This window comes from Halorubrum distributum JCM 13561 (assembly GCF_000337395.1).
GTDB lineage: Archaea > Halobacteriota > Halobacteria > Halobacteriales > Haloferacaceae > Halorubrum > Halorubrum distributum.
Window position 1 is genome coordinate 1 of record NZ_AOJF01000021.1, and the last position, 15144, is coordinate 15144.

A 15144-nucleotide genomic window follows, 5' to 3' on the forward strand; every position below is an offset into this window, starting at 1 on the left:
ATGTGTATAAGAGACAGGATCGAGACCGCGCTCCTCGTCCACCAGCCGGGCGTCGTCGAGGGAGGAAACGTCCACGAGTCGCTCGTCACGAACGTCGACTTCACGCCGACGATGCTGGACCTGCTCGGCGTCGACCCGCCGACGGACGCCTCCGGCGAGTCGTTCGCGCCGCTGCTCCGCGGGGAACCGCACGACGAGCGCGACCGGATCTTCGCCGAGATGACGTGGCACGACCGCTACAACCCGATCCGGGCGATCCGGACGGAGCGGTACAAGTACGTCCGCAACTTCTCCGTGCTGCCGAAGGTGTTCGTCCCGATGGACGTCGCGCCGACGGCTTCGGGACGCGAGGTCCACGAGGAGTTCCACGTCCCCCAGCGCCCGGCAGAGGAGCTGTACGACCTCGAAGCCGACCCGGACGAGTCGGAGAACCTCGCTTCGGACAAGAAGCCGTTCGAGCCGGCGGCCGAGGCGAGCGACCCGGACCCGGCCCACGTCGACGCCCTCGACCGACTGCGCGACGAACTGGAGAGTTGGATGGCGTCGACCGACGACCCCCTCCTCGACGGGCCCGTGCCGTACCCGGACATCGAGTGAGGCGTGCCGGCCGGACGCGAAGTGACAGCGTCTCGGTGATTTTTATACACCGAGGTAGTTAATCGATCGTCATGGACACCGAGGAACTCCTGGAGACCCTCCAGGCCGCGGACCTCTCTTACTATCAGGCGAACGCGTACGTCACGCTGCTCGGACTGGGGACCGCGTCCGCGACCGAGGTCGCACAGGCCAGCGACGTGCCCGACGCGCGGATCTACGACGTGCTCCGCGACCTCGACGACTTCGGGTACGTGGAGCTGTACGAGCAGGAGACGTTCCAGGCGCGCGCGACCGACCCCGAGACGATCGTCTCCGGGCTCACCGACCGCGCGAGCGCGCTCGAATCGGCCGCCGCCGAGATCGAGGACCGCTACGAGCGGCCCACGCTGGACACCCAGACGGTCAGCATCGTCAAGCGGTTCGACACGGTGCTCGAGGCGGCGCGGACGTTCGTCCGCGACGCCGACACCCAGATCCACGCGACGCTCACTCCCGACCAGTTCGACGCGCTTCGTGGCGACCTGGCCGACGCCCGCGACCGCGGCGTCACGGTCAACGTCACGATGTTCGCCCTCGACGGCGACGAGCCGCTCGGCGACGCCGACTACGAGGGCGCCGTCAGCGTCGCACACCGCCTCTCCCGGCCCGGCCCGTTCGTGCTCACCTCCGACCTCCGCCGCACGGCGTTCGCGCCGAACCCCGCCGCGGTCGAGGACTACGGCCTCATCCTCCGCAACCGGTCGTTCACGTACGTCTTCTTCTGGCACTTCCTGCTCTTCATGTGGATCCCCTCCCCGGTCGCGTACGAGGCCGACGCGACGGGCCCGAAGCGGTACGCCGACATCCGGCAGTTCCTGCTCGAGAACCGCGATCGGATCGGCGGAGACGAACCTCTCCACGTCGAGATCGAAGGGCGCGAGACCGACAGCGACCGATCCGTGACAATCACCGGGGAGGTCGTCGACGCCGAAAACCTCTCCGAGGGCGACGCCGACGAGGCCCGCGCCCCGAGCGTGCTGGCGCTGACCGGCACCGCCTCCATGATCGTCGACGACGGCGAGCGGCGCTGGACCGTCGGCGGGTGGGGCGCGACCTACGAGGAGGTGGAGGCGAACCGGATCCGCGTGACGGGCGTCGGGGCCGAACTCGACGCCGAACCGGCGGAGTGACGCCGGTCAACTTTTGCCCGTCCGCGACCCACCGGGACCATGACCATCGAACCCGACGCGGTCGCGGACCTCATCGAGGAGCACCTCTCTGACGCGGTCGCCCGCGTGACCGCGCCCCGGATCCACGACGACGAGGACGAGGACGCCCACTTCGCCGCGGTCGTCGTCTCGCCCGCCTTCGAGGGCGAGTCGCTCGTCGACCAGCACCAGCGCGTGTACGACGCGGTCGGCGACCACATGACGCGGTCCGTCCACGCCCTGGAGATCAAGACGTACACGCCCGAGGCGTACGCGGAACACGGCGACGGCACGCTCGACGACGACCTCCGCGAGGCGGGACTGCTCCCGGTCGACGACGCCTGACCCCCACCCGCGTCGTAAGCCCTTCAATACCTCACACCGATGCGATCCGACCTCGCACGCGCCGCGCGTGGGATCCTCGCCGCGGTCTCGCTGCTGTCGTTCGTCGCGCTCTTTCTCGCGCTCCAAGCGCGCGTCACCTCCCCGGCCGTCCTCGGCGGGCTCGCCGCGCTCGGGACCGCGACGCTGCTCGCGGCCGCGGGCCGGTCGGGAGTCCGGCGGCTGCTCGGCCGAGGCGAGTCGACCCCGGCGAACAGCGAGGACCCGGACGCCGAGAGCGACGCGTGGCTCGACGAGCCGGCCGACGACACGCCGTGGACCGACCGCTCCGACCGCGCCCGCGGTGACTCCGACCCCGACTGGCCGCTCGCGCGGCTCGAACCCGCGCTCGACGATGCGTGGAACCGGTGGTCGGATGCCGCGCTTACGGTCGGGCTGGCCGCGCTGGGGGTCGGTTCGCTCGTCGTCCTCGCCACCTACCCGGGCGACGACTCCCCGCTCGGACTGCTGGTGCTGGTCGCGTTCGGGTTCAACGGGGCGCTCGTGACGCTCCCGTTCGTATTTAAATAAGGCGCCGACGTGTCGACGCTTCGATCAGCCGTCGTCAGTCTCGCTCGCGGTCGTCCTGTCGGATTTATCCGCGGAGTCGCCGCCGGCACCGTCGTTATCTGCGGTGCCGTCTTCGCCGACCCCGTCGCCGTCTGCGGTGCCGTCTTCGCCGGCCCCGTCGTTATCTGCGGTGCCGTCGTCGCCCGCGACGCGGTCGGCGACCAGTTCGGCGAGCGGGTCGACCGTGACCGTCAGGCGGGCGACCAGGAACACGACGGGGACGAGCGCGACGAACAGGAACGCGGCGTCGTACGCCCACGCGGCGCCGTTCAACACCGGTACCGCGACGCCGGCGAGCCCGCGGTACGCGACGAGGACGGCCCCGAAGACGACGAGCCAGTGGACCACGCCGCCCGCGTTCTCGACGATCCGGTCCGGGCGAGCGTCCCCCTCCGCGTCGGCCTCGCCGAGCGCCAGGCGCGTCAGCAGCGCGAACTTGGGCGCGGCGTACAGGAGGATGCCCGCCACCGCGAGCGCGACGACGGCGGTCGCGACCGCGGCGAACGTCACGGGCGCGAAGGGGACGAGCCGGTCGACGCCCGGCAGGAGCGTGACGACGGCGAGGACGCCCACCACCGCCAGCGCGCCGATCAGGAGCTTGCTCGTCGACCGGACCGTGTCGCGGTCGAGCGCCGTGCCGATCGCAGAGTCGTTCGAGCTCATGTGCGCCCGGCCGTTGCCGACGGAGCGATATATAAGGGCGAAGCGTTTGCGCCGATTTTCGGCCGTTTTTGTTCGATTTTCCCGGCCGCCCTGACCCGTGTCGCATGCTACCACCCAATTCGGTACTCGTTCGCATATTCCCGCGCGCTGGCGCCTTCCAGTACCTTTTACAGCGTCTCGCGGGAAGGTCGGCGCATGGGTGACGACTACCGCACGGAGGAGGACAGCCTCGGCGAGATGCAGGTGCCGGCGGACGCCTACTGGGGCGCACAGACCCAGCGCGCCGTCGAGAACTTCCCCGTCTCGGGGATCCCGATGAGCCGGCGGTTCATCCGCGCGCTCGGCGTCGTGAAGAAGGCCGCCGCGCAGGCGAACCGGGACCTCGACCTCATCGACGAGGGTACCGCCGACGCCATCGTCGCCGCCGCCGACGAGGTGATCGCGGGCGAGCACGACGACCAGTTCCCGGTCGACGTGTTCCAGACCGGCTCCGGCACCTCTTCGAACATGAACGCCAACGAGGTGATCGCCAACCGCGCGGCCGAGATCGCGGGCGCGGAGATCGGCGACCGCGTTGTCCACCCCAACGACCACGTCAACTACGGCCAGTCGTCGAACGACGTGATCCCGACGGCGATGCACGTCGCCGCGCTGGAGGCGGTCGAGAAGGACCTCGTGCCCGCGCTGGAGACGCTCCACGCCGAGCTCGAGGCCAAGGAGACCGAGTTCGACGGCGTCGTCAAGACCGGGCGAACGCACCTCCAGGACGCCACCCCGATCCGGCTCGGCCAGGAGTTCAGCGGCTACCGGACGCAGGTCGCGAAGGGGATCGAGCGCGCCGAGGGCGTCCAGTCGAACCTCCGCGAGCTCGCCCTCGGCGGCACCGCTGTCGGGACCGGGCTCAACACCCACCCCGAGTTCCCCGAGCTCGCCGCGGAGTACATCTCCGACGAGACCGGGACGGAGTTCCGCGAGGCGGCGAACCACTTCGAGGCGCAGGCCGCCCACGACGCGATGGCGGAGGGCCACGGCGCGCTCAAGACGATCGCCGGCAGCCTGAACAAGATGGCCAACGACCTGCGGCTGCTCGCCTCCGGCCCGCGCAACGGCCTCGGCGAGGTCGAGCAGCCGGAGAACCAGCCCGGCTCCTCGATCATGCCCGGGAAGATCAACCCGGTCGTCGCGGAGTCGGTCAACCAGGTCCACAAGCAGGTCGTCGGCAACGACGCCGCCGTCTCCGCGGGCGCCGCCCGCGGCGAGATCGACCTGAACCTGTACAAGCCCGTCATCGCGCACAACTTCCTCGAGTCCGCGGAGCTGCTCTCGAACGTCGCCGAGACGTTTGGCGAGCGCTTCGTCGGGAAGCTGGAGGCCAACGAGGAGCACTGCGAGACACGCGTGGAGCAGTCGATGGCGCTGGCGACCGCGCTGAACCCCGCGATCGGCTACGACAAGGCCAGCAAGGTCGCGAAGACGGCCCTGAAGGAGGACAAAAGCGTCCGCGAGGCCGCCGTCGAGGCCGGCTACCTCACCGAGGAGGAGGCCGACGAGGTGCTCGACCCCGAGGCGATGACCCACCGCGTCATTCTCGGCGACGAGGACTAAGGGACCCAACGTTCGCGTTTCGCCCGCGGGCGTCGGGGGGAGCGTTCGCGCCGGATCGGAACCATTTAAGCCGATGTCGGTACCGATCCCACACGGATGAAACTTCACGAGTATCAAGCGAAGTCTCTCTTCGCGGACGCCGGGATCCCGGTTCCGGACTCCCGGCTCGCGACGAGCGTCGACGAGGCCCTCGACGCCGTCGACGAGATCGGCTACCCGGCCGCGATCAAAGCGCAGGTCCACGTGGGCGGCCGCGGCAAGGCCGGCGGGATCAAGATCGCGACCGACCGCGAGGAGGCCGAGCAGTACGCCGAGGAGATCCTCGGCATGGACCTGAAGGGCTACACGGTCGATCAGGTCCTCGTCGAGGCGGGCGTCGACTTCGTCGACGAACTGTACGTCGGCGTCACGATGGACCGCGGCGAGGGGAAGCCGGTCCTGATGGTGTCGACCGAGGGCGGCGTGAACATCGAGGAGGTCGCCGAGGAGAACCCTGACGCGATCGCGCGCGAGCACGTCGACCCCGCGTTCGGGCTCCACCCGTATCAGGCCCGCAAGGTCGTCTACGAGGCCGGCGTCGACGCCGACGTCGCGCTCGACGTGGCCTCGATCCTCTCGACGCTGTACGACCTCTACGAGGAGAACGACGCCTCCGAGATCGAGGTCAACCCGGTCATGATCACGGGCGACCGCGACGTGGTCGCCGCGGACGCCGTGATGAACATCGACGAGGACGCGCTGTTCCGCCAGTCGGACCTCGCCGAGATGGCCCAGGAGTCCTACGAGGACGACCTCGAACGCAAGGCCGGCGAGTACGGCTTCGACTACGTCCGCCTCTCGGGCAACGTCGGCATCATCGGCAACGGCGCCGGGCTCGTGATGACGACGCTGGACCTGGTCGACTACTACGGCGGTTCGCCCGCCAACTTCCTCGACATCGGCGGCGGCGCGAAGGCCGAGCGCGTCACGCAGGCGCTCGACATGGTGTTCTCCGACGACAACGTCGACGCCGTCGTGTTCAACATCTTCGGCGGGATCACCCGGGGCGACGAGGTCGCCAAGGGGATCAACGAGGCGCTCGAGCAGTTCGACGAGATCCCCAAGAAGGTGGTCGTCCGGCTCGCCGGCACGAACGCCGAGGAGGGGATGGAGATTCTGAACACCGACCTCGTCGAGGTCGAGAAGACGCTGGAGGACGCGGTCCAGCGCGCGGTGAAGAACGCGGATGAGGTGACCCAATGAGCATTTTCGTCGACGACGACACCAGAGTGGTGGTCCAGGGGATCACCGGCGGGGAGGGGAAGTTCCACGCCGGCCAGATGATCGAGTACGGCACCAACGTCGTCGCCGGCGCGGTGCCCGGCAAGGGCGGGCAGGAGGTCCACGGCGTCCCCGTCTACGACACCGTCCACGAGGCGGTCGAGGCGGAGGACGCGGACGCCTCCGTCATCTTCGTGCCGCCGGCGTTCGCCGCCGACGCGATCTTCGAGTCGCTCGACACGGACCTCGACCTCGCGGTCGCGATCACCGAGGGGATCCCGACGCAGGACATGGCGAAGGTGAACAAGCGCTTGAGCGAGACCGACACCCGCCTCATCGGCCCGAACTGTCCGGGCATCATCACCCCCGGCGAGGCGAAGCTCGGCATCCTCCCCGGCAACATCTTCTCCGAGGGTAACGTCGGGCTCGTCTCCCGCTCCGGCACGCTCACCTACCAGGTCGTCGACAACCTCACCGAGCGCGGGCTCGGCCAGTCGACCGCGATCGGCATCGGCGGCGACCCGATCATCGGTACCTCCTTCGTCGACGCCCTCGAGGCGTTCGAGGCCGACACCGACACCGACGCCGTCGTGATGTGCGGCGAGATCGGCGGCGAGGACGAGGAGCAGGCCGCGAAGTTCATCGGCGAGCACATGGACACGCCGGTCGCCGGCTTCATCGCCGGGCGCACGGCGCCGCCGGGCAAGCGCATGGGCCACGCGGGCGCCATCGTCTCCGGCTCCGGTACGGGCACCGCGCAGTCGAAGATCGACGCGCTCAACGACGCGGGCGTCCCCGTCGGCGACACCCCTGAGGAGGTCGCCGACCACGTCGAGGACTTCCTTTAGGGCGCCTCGCGACGCATCGCGTCCCCCGTCGGCTCCGGTTTCGGCTCGGACTCCGGTTTTCAATATCGGTAGTCGGAGCGAAAGCTAAAATTAGCGGTAGGGTAACACACGCACATGAATTCGGGTCCCGACGAGACGCCGCCCGACGCCGGCGCGGCCGAAACCGACGCGTCGGGACCGACCGAGGGCGCGACCCGCGTCCTGTTCGTCGACGACGAGCCCGGGGCGGCCGACCTCGCCGCCACTCACGTCGAGCGACTCGTGGACGGCATCGAGCCGATCACTCGCACGTCCCCCGACGAGGCGCTCGACGCGGTCCGGAGCGAGCGCGTCGACTGCGTCGTCAGCGACTTCGACATGCCGGGGGCCGACGGGCTCGAACTGCTCGAATCGGTCCGCGAGCTCGACCCCGGGATCCCCTTCGTGCTGTTCACCGGCAAGGGGAGCGAGGAGATCGCGAGCGAGGCCATCTCCGCCGGCGTCACCGACTACCTCCAGAAGGGCGCCGGGCGGGACCGCTACGAGATGCTCGCGAACAGCGTCGCGAACGCGCTCGGCCGGCGCCGAGCGGAGCGCGACCTCCGCGAGGTGAACGCGAAGGTCACGGCGATCCACGAGTTCGCGACGGCGCTGGCGTCCGTGACCGAGGTTTCGACGGTGTTCGAGCGCACGGTCGACGCGGCCGAGGAGATCCTCGAGTTCGACCGCTGCGTCACCGCCCGCCGGCGCGGCGACCGGGTCGTCCCCGCGGTCCTCTCAGAGAGCGTCACCGAGGCGGAGGTCCGGACGTTCGACGTCGGCGAGGGCGTCGTCGGGACCACGGTCGCCGACCAGGAGACGATCGTGGTCGACAACCTCAGCGTCGACCCCGCGGACCCGGACGAACTGGAGGACCCCTCCTCTCCGGGCCGGTCCGCATCCGGGACCGACCGACGGGAGGGATCGGCGGTGGCCGACCCGGTCGCCGACAACATTCGGTCGGCGATCAGCGTTCCGATCGGCTCGCACGGCGTGTTACAGGCAGTCTCCGACGGCTACGCCGCGTTCGACGAGCGCGACGTGGAGTTCGCTGAACTGATCGCCTCGCACGCCGCGAACGCGATCGAGCGGATCGAGACGGAGGCCGAGCTCCGACGGGAGCGCGACCGGCTGACGGCGCTGTTCCACGACCTACCGCTCCCGGCTGTCCGCACCGTCGCCCTCGGCGAGGATGGTCGCCGCCTCGACGCCGCCAACGAGGCGTTCGAGCGCACGTTCGGGTACGGCGCCGACAGCGGGTACGAGGAGGTTCGGGACGCGATCATCCCGGCCGCCGCCGAGCGGCTCGAACCGGAGGCGGTGCTCGAACGCGACGAGCCATCGCGGCGCCAGGTCCGCCGCCGGACCGCCGACGGGATGCGCGACTTCATCCTCCACGTCATTCCCGTCAAACAGTCGGGCGAGACCGTCATTTACAGCGTCTACGCCGACATCGAGGACCAGAAGCGCGTCGAGCGGACGCTGCGCCGGCTCCACGCGACGACCCGCGAGATGTTCGGCGGCGAGGACCGCGCGGACATCGCGGCGCTGGCGTCCCGTGCGGCGATCGATATCCTCGAGTTCCCGAACAGCGGCGTCCGGCTGTACGACCCCGAGGCGAACGTCCTCCGCCCGACGGCGATAAGCGAGGAGGCGACGGAGGCCTTCGGTGACAGGCCGGCGTTCGGTCCGGGCGACGGCCGCGTCTGGGAGGCGTTCGAGACGGGTCAGCCGGTCGTGGTCGACGACCTCGCCGCGGTCGACACCGCGGTCGGGTACGGCGAACTCAGGAGCCTCTTGGTCGTGCCGCTCGGCGACCACGGCGCGATGCCGCTCGGGGCGCGCGAACCGGGCTTCTTCGACGAGACGGACCTCCAGCTGGCCCGCGTCCTCGCCGCGAACGTCACGGTCGCGCTCGACCACGCCGAGCGGACCGAGCAGCTCCGCGACCGCGACGCCGCGCTCCAGCGGGAGATCGACCGGCTGGAGAAGTTCGCGGGGTTCGTCTCCCACGACCTCCGGAATCCGCTCAACGTCGCCGCCGGGCGGACCGACCTGGCCCGGTCGCTGACGGACGACGCCGCCGTCATCGAAGAGCTCGACCGGGCCGAGGACGCGCACGACCGGATGAGCCAGCTGATAGACGACCTCCTCGCGCTGGCTCGGCAGGGCCGGACGGTCGACGAGATCGAGTCCGTCCCGCTGGACGAGGCCGCCGAACGCGCGTGGCGCACCGTCGACACCGACGACGCGACGCTCGACGTCTCCGAGGCGACGGCCGCGGTCGAGGCGGACCCGGAGCGGCTCCGCACGTTGTTCGAGAACCTGTTTATAAATAGTGTGGAACACGGGTCCGCGAACAGTCGGTCGGAGCCCGACGACAGCGCCGAGCTCGGCTCGGACACCGACGCCGAAGGCGACACCGACGCCGCCGACCTCACCGTCTCCGTCGGGTCGCTCCCGGACGGATTCTACGTCGCCGACGACGGGGCCGGCTTCGACATCGACCCGGAGGCGGCGACGGAGTACGGCCGTTCGAGCGCGTCGAACGGGACGGGGTTCGGCCTCGCGATCGTGCGCGAGATCGCGACCGCGCACGGCTGGGAGCTGTCGATCGACGGCGACGATGGCGCTCGGTTCGAGTTCCGCCAGCAAGCTGGTATATAAAAACCGGGTTGGCGTGCGCGGACGGCGCACAGGCGGGCCACGGTTATGCGCGAATCGCCCCTGTACGTAACGTATGGACGAAGGTACCCGGAAGCTGCTCGAACCGCTCCCGCCGAGCGCCAAGCTGGTCTACTACGTGCTCGACGCGGAGGGGAGGTTCGACCAGACCGGCCTCGCCGAGGAGACCCGCCTCTCGACGCGCACCGTCCGGTTCGCGGTCGAGAAGCTCACCGAGGTCGGGCTCGTCGAGGAGGGGCTGTGCCCCCGCGACGCCCGCCGCTCCGTCTACCAGGCCGTGCCGCCCGCGGAGCGCGATCCCGTCGACGAGCCGGAGGCGACCGCCGAGTCGGCCTCCGATGCCGACGCGCCGGCCGCCGCTGTCGCCGAGGACTGAGGCCCGAAGGTGCTCGCCTCGTCCCACCGACGCCCCGATCCGTCGCGCTTTTGCCCCCGGGACCGGTAGCAAACTCACTCCGATGGCGACGTACCACATCGAAACCTACGGCTGTAGCTCGAACCGGGGAGAGAGCCGGGAGATCGAGCGCGCCCTCCGCGACGGGGGGCACCGCCCGGCCGACGGCCCCGAAGACGCGGACGTCGCCATCCTCAACACCTGTACCGTCGTCGAGAAGACCGAGCGGAACATGCTCCGCCGCGCCGAGGAGCTGTCGGATATGACGGCCGAGCTCGTCGTCACCGGCTGTATGGCGCTCGCGCAGGGCGAGATGTTCGCCGACGCGGACGTCGACGCCGAGATTCTCCACTGGGACGAGGTCCCCTCCTACGTCCTCAACGGCGAGTGCCCGACGGTCACGCCGGACGCCGAGCCGGTCCTCGACGGCGTCGTCGGCATCCTCCCCATCGCGCGCGGCTGTATGAGCAACTGCTCGTACTGTATCACCAAGTTCGCCACCGGCCGCGTCGACTCCCCGTCCGTCGAGGAGAACGTCGAGAAGGCCCGGGCCCTGGTCCACGCCGGCGCGAAGGAGATCCGCGTCACCGGCCAGGACACGGGCGTCTACGGCTGGGATAACGGCGACCGGAAGCTCCCGGAGCTGCTCGACCGCATCTGCGACATCGACGGCGAGTTCCGGGTCCGGCTGGGGATGGCGAACCCCGGCGGGATCCACGGGATCCACGAGGAGCTCGCCGACGTGTTCGCCGAGAACGAGGAGCTGTACGACTTCATCCACGCACCCGTCCAGTCGGGCTCCGACGACGTGCTGGAAGACATGCGCCGGCAGCACCGCGTCGAGAAGTTCCGCGAGGTTGTCGAGACGTTCGACGACCGCCTCGACCACTGGACGCTCTCGACCGACTTCATCGTCGGCTTCCCCACCGAGGACGAGGCCGACCACGAGCTGTCGATGGACCTGCTCGCCGAGGTCCGCCCCGAGAAGATCAACGTCACCCGCTTCTCGAAGCGCCCCGGCACCGACGCCGCCGACATGAAGGGGCTCGGCGGGACCGTCAAGAAGGAGCGCTCGAAGGCGATGTCCGAGCTGAAGATGGAGGTCGTCGGCGAGGCGTACGAGTCGATGGTCGGCGAGACGTTCGAGGCGCTCGTCGTCGAGGAGGGGACCGGCGACTCCGTGAAGTGCCGCGACGGCGCCTACCGACAGATCATCGTCCAGAACGCGACCGATCGCGGCGTCGAGGTCGGCGACTTCCTCACCGTCGAGGTGACCGGCCACAACACGGTGTACGCGTTCGGCGACCCGGTCGAGATCGAGCGCGACCCGGTCGACGGCGATTCGGTCGAGCGCGACGACCGGCCGGAATCGACGGCTTCGTCGGCGTAACGACCCGAGCCACGTCGCCAGCGGTATTTCTCCGGGGCGTCGGCTCAGGCGGGCCCGTCCTGATCCGGGTCCGTTCTCCCGGTTCCGGCGAAGTCAGAGTCGCTCCATCCGGAAGGCCTCTCCGCCCGATCGCCGAGTCCGACGGCCTCCGGGACCGGGCCGATCGACCCGTCGGATTCGAGGTGATCCGGGAGCCGGATCCGGACGACGGTCCCGTGCGGGTCGTTCTCCGCGAACTCGACCGTTCCGCCGGCCCGGGTCACGGTCCAGTATATCAGCCACAGCCCGAGTCCCTCGGTGTGTTCCAGCGGCGTCTCCTCGGCGTTCCGGAGCGTCTCCCGTTCGATCTCCGGGATCCCCCGCCCGGTGTCCGCGATCGAGAGGGTCGTCGCGTCGTCGTCCCGATCCACGCGCACCGTGACCGTCACGTCGTCGTCGTTGTGTTCGATCGCGTTCCGCAGCGCCTCCTCGATCGCGAGCGGGAGCGACGGGTGCGCACGGACGAGACAGCGGTCCGGCAGCTCCGTCCGGACGGCGACGCCGGGCGCCTCCGCGGTCAACTCCGCTACTCGCTCCTCGACGACGGCGACGAGGTCGAAGGACTGGCGCGACTCGGTCCGCCAGATCGACGCGATCCGGCGGGTCCGCTCGCTCGTCTCGACGAGGGCTTCGAGGTGCGTCCGAGCGATCGCCGCCCGCTCCGCGACCTCCGCGTCGTCCTCGACGTCCTCGATCCCGTCGAGGTAGCCGAGCCCGACCGACAGCTCGTTGCGGATGTTGTGGCGCAGCACGCGGTCGTTGATGGAGAGCAGGGTGGCGAGCTCCTGCGCTTCGGCGAGCTGTTCGTCGGCCTTCACCGCGTACGGTCCCGCACGAGACCCGACCGCCGCGCCGAGGCTCGCGGCGAACGAGATCAGAAAGGAAAGCTTGAACGCGTGGTGTTCGAGCAGCCAGATGAGCCAGACGACGCCGGCGAGCGCGGCGAACGAGAGGGCGGTCAGGGCGGCGATCCGGACCGCCCGCCACCGGCCGGACACCGAGATTCCCCAGTCGGGCAGGTCGTACACCGTGTAGAAGACGAAGCCGGAGAGCCCGACGATCAGCGCCGACTCGAGCAGCGAGCCCACGCCACTCCCCTGGAGCGCCAGATGTCCGGCGCCGAGCCCGGCAGAGAGGACGCCGAGCGCGGCGAATCCGACGCGGGGGGTCAGGGAGGTCATCGAGTGCGGTACTCCTTCCCGACGTTTAGGACTTTCTCGGGAGACCCGCCGAGACGGACGGCATTAGTCCTCCTCGTAGATCAGTTCGACCTCGTCGGCGAACCGGTCTAAGATGTTCCGCCGCTTCTTTTTCATCGTCGGCGTGAGCAGGTCGTTGTCCTCGGTGAACTCCTCTTCGACGAGCCGGAACTGCTTGATCTTCTCGTACGACTCGAACTCCTCGTTCACGCGGTCGACCTCCGATTGAATCCGCTCGCGGACCCTGTCGTCGCGGCAGATCGCCGCGTGCTCGTCGGGCAGGTCGATCCCCTCGGCGTCGGCCCACGCCGCGATCTTCTCGAAGTTCGGCACGATGAGCGCGGAGACGAACTTCCGGCCGTCCCCGAGGACGACGCACTGCTCCACGAACTCGTTCGCGGCGAACCGGTCTTCGATCGGTCCGGGGGCGACGTTCTTCCCGGTCGAGAGCACGAGCAGCTGCTTGGCGCGCTCGCGGAAGGCGACGTACCCGTCCGGCCTGAGCTGGACGATGTCGCCGGTGCGGAACCACGGCTCCGCGGCGGCCGCCGCCGCGTCTTCGGCCGCCCTGTCGTCGTCCGCGCCGTCGGATCCCTTCCCGTCGACGCCGACGCGCTCGTCGGCCGGGGTCCCGGCGGTGACGACGTCGTCGGGGAGGTCGTCCGCGTCGACGAACGCCTCCGCGGTCGCGTCCGGGCGGTTCCAGTAGCCGTCCGTCACCTGCGGGCCGCGGACGAGGAGTTCGCCCACGTCGCCGGCCAGGTCCGCGACCTCCTCGCCCACGACGGAGCCGTCGATCGCGATCTCGGTGTTCACGACCGGGGGGCCGATGGTGCCGACCTGCGGCCGCTCGGGCGGGTTAACGCAGATCACCGGCGACGTCTCCGTCAGCCCGTACCCCTCCAAGATCGGGAGGTCCATCGCGTGGTACAGCGCGCACAGCTCGGCCGACAGCGACCCGCCGCCCGAAATGAAGAAGTCGACGTTGCCGCCGATCGCGTCCCGGACCGACGAGAAGACGAGCCGGTCGGCGACCGCGCGCTTGGCGTCGAGCAGGGGCCCGGGGTCGTCGGCCTCGTGGTGCGCGCGGCCGACGCCGACCGCCCACTCGAAGATGCGCTCCTTCACTGGCGACTCGGCCGCCTGTTCGCGGATCGCGTCGTACAGCTTCTCGTAGACGCGCGGGACGCTGGTCGTCGTCGTCGGGCGCACCAGCCCGAAGTCCTCCCGGAGCGAGTCGGGGCTCTCCGCGTACGCGACCGTCGCGCCGGCGGCGAACATCATGTAGTGGCCCGCCATCCGCTCGAAGACGTGCGCCAGCGGGAGGAACGAGAGGGTGGTCGTCTCCGCGGAGATACCGGGTACCCCCGGGTCGCGGTCGGGTCGGTCGGCGAACCGACGGTAACACTGCGAGACGTTGTCGCGGAAGTTCGCGTGCGTGAGGCGGACGCCCTTCGGCTTCCCGGTGGTGCCGGAGGTGTAGATGAGGCTGGCGAGGTCGCCGACGTCGGCCGCGTCGATCCACCCCTCGTAGGTCGCCTCGTCGAACGCGTCGGCGCCGCGCTCGTGGACCTCGCCGAGGGTGTACACGTCGTCGAGGGCGCCGTCGTCGAGCGCGTCGGCGTCGACCCCGACGTCCGCGGCCGAGATCGCGTCGGTGTCCACGTCGTCGACGGTCACGACCGCGTCGAGGTCGTGTTCGAGGTCGCCGCGCACCGCGAGCACGTCCTCGAGCATCTCGCGGCTCTCGGCGACGACGACGGTCGCCTCGGGGTCCTCCAGCAGGTACCGCAACTGCCTCGGCGACGAGGAGGCGTAGACCGTCGTCACGACGGCGCCCGCGGCCAGCGCCGCGAAGTCTGTCTGGGCCCACTCCATGCGCGTCTGCGAGTACATCGCCACCCGCGTGTCGTCGTCGACGCCGAGTTCGCGGAAGCCCGCGGCGAGGTTCCGGACGATCCCGCGCATCTCGGCGTACGTCAGGTCGGCGTACTCGCCCGCGGGCGCCTCCGGAACGACCCCGGCGGCGACGAGCGACCGGTCGTGGATCCCCCCCTTGTACCGCTGCGCGATCCGGTCCGCGTGTCGCTCCGCGGTGCGTTCGAACATCTCGGAGAGCGTCTCCCGGGCGACCGCGTCGTCCGTGAACGCTCGTTCCGCCGCTTGCCAACTCATACACGCTCAGTCCCGCCCTACCTTCATAAACAATCCGGTAGTTTTGAGTTTCTCTCCGCTCGGAGCGGCCGCTGGGCGGTCAGTGAGCGGTCAGTGAGCGGTCAGTGGGCGGTCAGTGGGCGGTCAGTGGGCG

General features: G+C 69.9%; 13 protein-coding genes. 10 read left to right on the forward strand and 3 right to left on the reverse strand.

The features are described from left to right. The 4 genes from C470_RS01235 to C470_RS01250 all read left to right on the forward strand — a co-directional run. On the forward strand, positions 1-597 hold a 597-nt coding region (locus C470_RS01235; protein WP_008364662.1), incomplete at its 5' end, for a sulfatase/phosphatase domain-containing protein. 71 nt (positions 598-668) lie between these two features. Beyond that, on the forward strand, positions 669-1766 hold the full coding sequence (locus tag C470_RS01240; protein WP_008364664.1) for a TrmB family transcriptional regulator: 1098 nt from the start codon (positions 669-671) through the stop codon (positions 1764-1766). Positions 1767-1805: 39 nt separating this feature from the next. Further along, entirely contained in the window at positions 1806-2129 is a 324-nt protein-coding gene (locus tag C470_RS01245) for a BolA family protein (protein ID WP_004595669.1), read from the forward strand. Between the two features lie 39 nt (positions 2130-2168). Next, positions 2169-2696 (forward strand): hypothetical protein, encoded by a 528-nt coding sequence (locus C470_RS01250; RefSeq protein ID WP_008364666.1) that lies wholly within the window; start codon positions 2169-2171, stop codon positions 2694-2696. A 24-nt stretch (positions 2697-2720) separates the two neighbouring features. Here the strand turns inward: C470_RS01250 and C470_RS01255 are convergent, their stop codons facing one another. After that, on the reverse strand, positions 2721-3398 hold the full coding sequence (locus C470_RS01255) for a hypothetical protein (RefSeq protein ID WP_008364668.1): 678 nt from the start codon (positions 3396-3398) through the stop codon (positions 2721-2723). 195 nt (positions 3399-3593) lie between these two features. Between C470_RS01255 and C470_RS01260 the strand changes: the two genes are divergently transcribed. From C470_RS01260 to C470_RS01285, 6 genes are all read left to right on the forward strand, one after another. Next, a complete protein-coding gene (locus C470_RS01260) occupies positions 3594-5003 on the forward strand; it encodes a class II fumarate hydratase (RefSeq protein ID WP_008364669.1) in 1410 nt (469 codons plus the stop codon). Positions 5004-5099: 96 nt separating this feature from the next. Next, the gene (sucC, locus tag C470_RS01265) at positions 5100-6245 is read left to right on the forward strand and encodes an ADP-forming succinate--CoA ligase subunit beta (RefSeq protein ID WP_004595673.1); all 1146 of its coding nucleotides are present in this window, start codon (positions 5100-5102) and stop codon (positions 6243-6245) included. Next, positions 6242-7111 carry a succinate--CoA ligase subunit alpha gene (gene sucD, locus C470_RS01270; RefSeq protein WP_008364672.1) on the forward strand — a complete coding sequence of 290 codons (870 nt, stop codon included), beginning with the start codon at positions 6242-6244 and terminating at the stop codon, positions 7109-7111. The genes sucC and sucD overlap by 4 nt, the downstream gene beginning before the upstream one ends. Before the next feature lie 114 nt (positions 7112-7225). Further along, the gene (locus C470_RS01275) at positions 7226-9796 is read left to right on the forward strand and encodes a hybrid sensor histidine kinase/response regulator (protein WP_008364674.1); all 2571 of its coding nucleotides are present in this window, start codon (positions 7226-7228) and stop codon (positions 9794-9796) included. 73 nt (positions 9797-9869) lie between these two features. Then, positions 9870-10190, forward strand: a complete 321-nt coding sequence (locus C470_RS01280) for a hypothetical protein (protein ID WP_004595676.1) — start codon at positions 9870-9872, stop codon at positions 10188-10190. 82 nt (positions 10191-10272) lie between these two features. Further along, positions 10273-11598, forward strand: coding sequence for a tRNA (N(6)-L-threonylcarbamoyladenosine(37)-C(2))-methylthiotransferase (locus C470_RS01285; RefSeq protein ID WP_008364675.1), 1326 nt, complete (start codon positions 10273-10275; stop codon positions 11596-11598). 44 nt (positions 11599-11642) lie between these two features. On the opposite strand, the gene C470_RS01290 is transcribed toward C470_RS01285, so the two are convergent. After that, positions 11643-12818, reverse strand: coding sequence for a sensor histidine kinase (locus C470_RS01290; protein ID WP_008364677.1), 1176 nt, complete (start codon positions 12816-12818; stop codon positions 11643-11645). A 63-nt stretch (positions 12819-12881) separates the two neighbouring features. Then, a complete protein-coding gene (locus C470_RS01295) occupies positions 12882-15011 on the reverse strand; it encodes an AMP-dependent synthetase/ligase (protein WP_008364679.1) in 2130 nt (709 codons plus the stop codon). Positions 15012-15144 lie beyond the last annotated feature (133 nt).

What these genes read in the sequence shown, in the direction of transcription:
- C470_RS01240 (WP_008364664.1), top strand. Translation starts at nt 669, where the DNA reads ATGGACACCGAGGAACTCCTGGAGACCCTCCAGGCCGCGGACCTCTCT.
- C470_RS01245 (WP_004595669.1), top strand. Translation starts at nt 1,806, where the DNA reads ATGACCATCGAACCCGACGCGGTCGCGGACCTCATCGAGGAGCACCTC.
- C470_RS01250 (WP_008364666.1), top strand. Translation starts at nt 2,169, where the DNA reads ATGCGATCCGACCTCGCACGCGCCGCGCGTGGGATCCTCGCCGCGGTC.
- C470_RS01255 (WP_008364668.1), bottom strand. Translation starts at nt 3,398, where the DNA reads ATGAGCTCGAACGACTCTGCGATCGGCACGGCGCTCGACCGCGACACG.
- C470_RS01260 (WP_008364669.1), top strand. Translation starts at nt 3,594, where the DNA reads ATGGGTGACGACTACCGCACGGAGGAGGACAGCCTCGGCGAGATGCAG.
- sucC (WP_004595673.1), top strand. Translation starts at nt 5,100, where the DNA reads ATGAAACTTCACGAGTATCAAGCGAAGTCTCTCTTCGCGGACGCCGGG.
- sucD (WP_008364672.1), top strand. Translation starts at nt 6,242, where the DNA reads ATGAGCATTTTCGTCGACGACGACACCAGAGTGGTGGTCCAGGGGATC.
- C470_RS01275 (WP_008364674.1), top strand. Translation starts at nt 7,226, where the DNA reads ATGAATTCGGGTCCCGACGAGACGCCGCCCGACGCCGGCGCGGCCGAA.
- C470_RS01280 (WP_004595676.1), top strand. Translation starts at nt 9,870, where the DNA reads ATGGACGAAGGTACCCGGAAGCTGCTCGAACCGCTCCCGCCGAGCGCC.
- C470_RS01285 (WP_008364675.1), top strand. Translation starts at nt 10,273, where the DNA reads ATGGCGACGTACCACATCGAAACCTACGGCTGTAGCTCGAACCGGGGA.
- C470_RS01290 (WP_008364677.1), bottom strand. Translation starts at nt 12,818, where the DNA reads ATGACCTCCCTGACCCCCCGCGTCGGATTCGCCGCGCTCGGCGTCCTC.
- C470_RS01295 (WP_008364679.1), bottom strand. Translation starts at nt 15,011, where the DNA reads ATGAGTTGGCAAGCGGCGGAACGAGCGTTCACGGACGACGCGGTCGCC.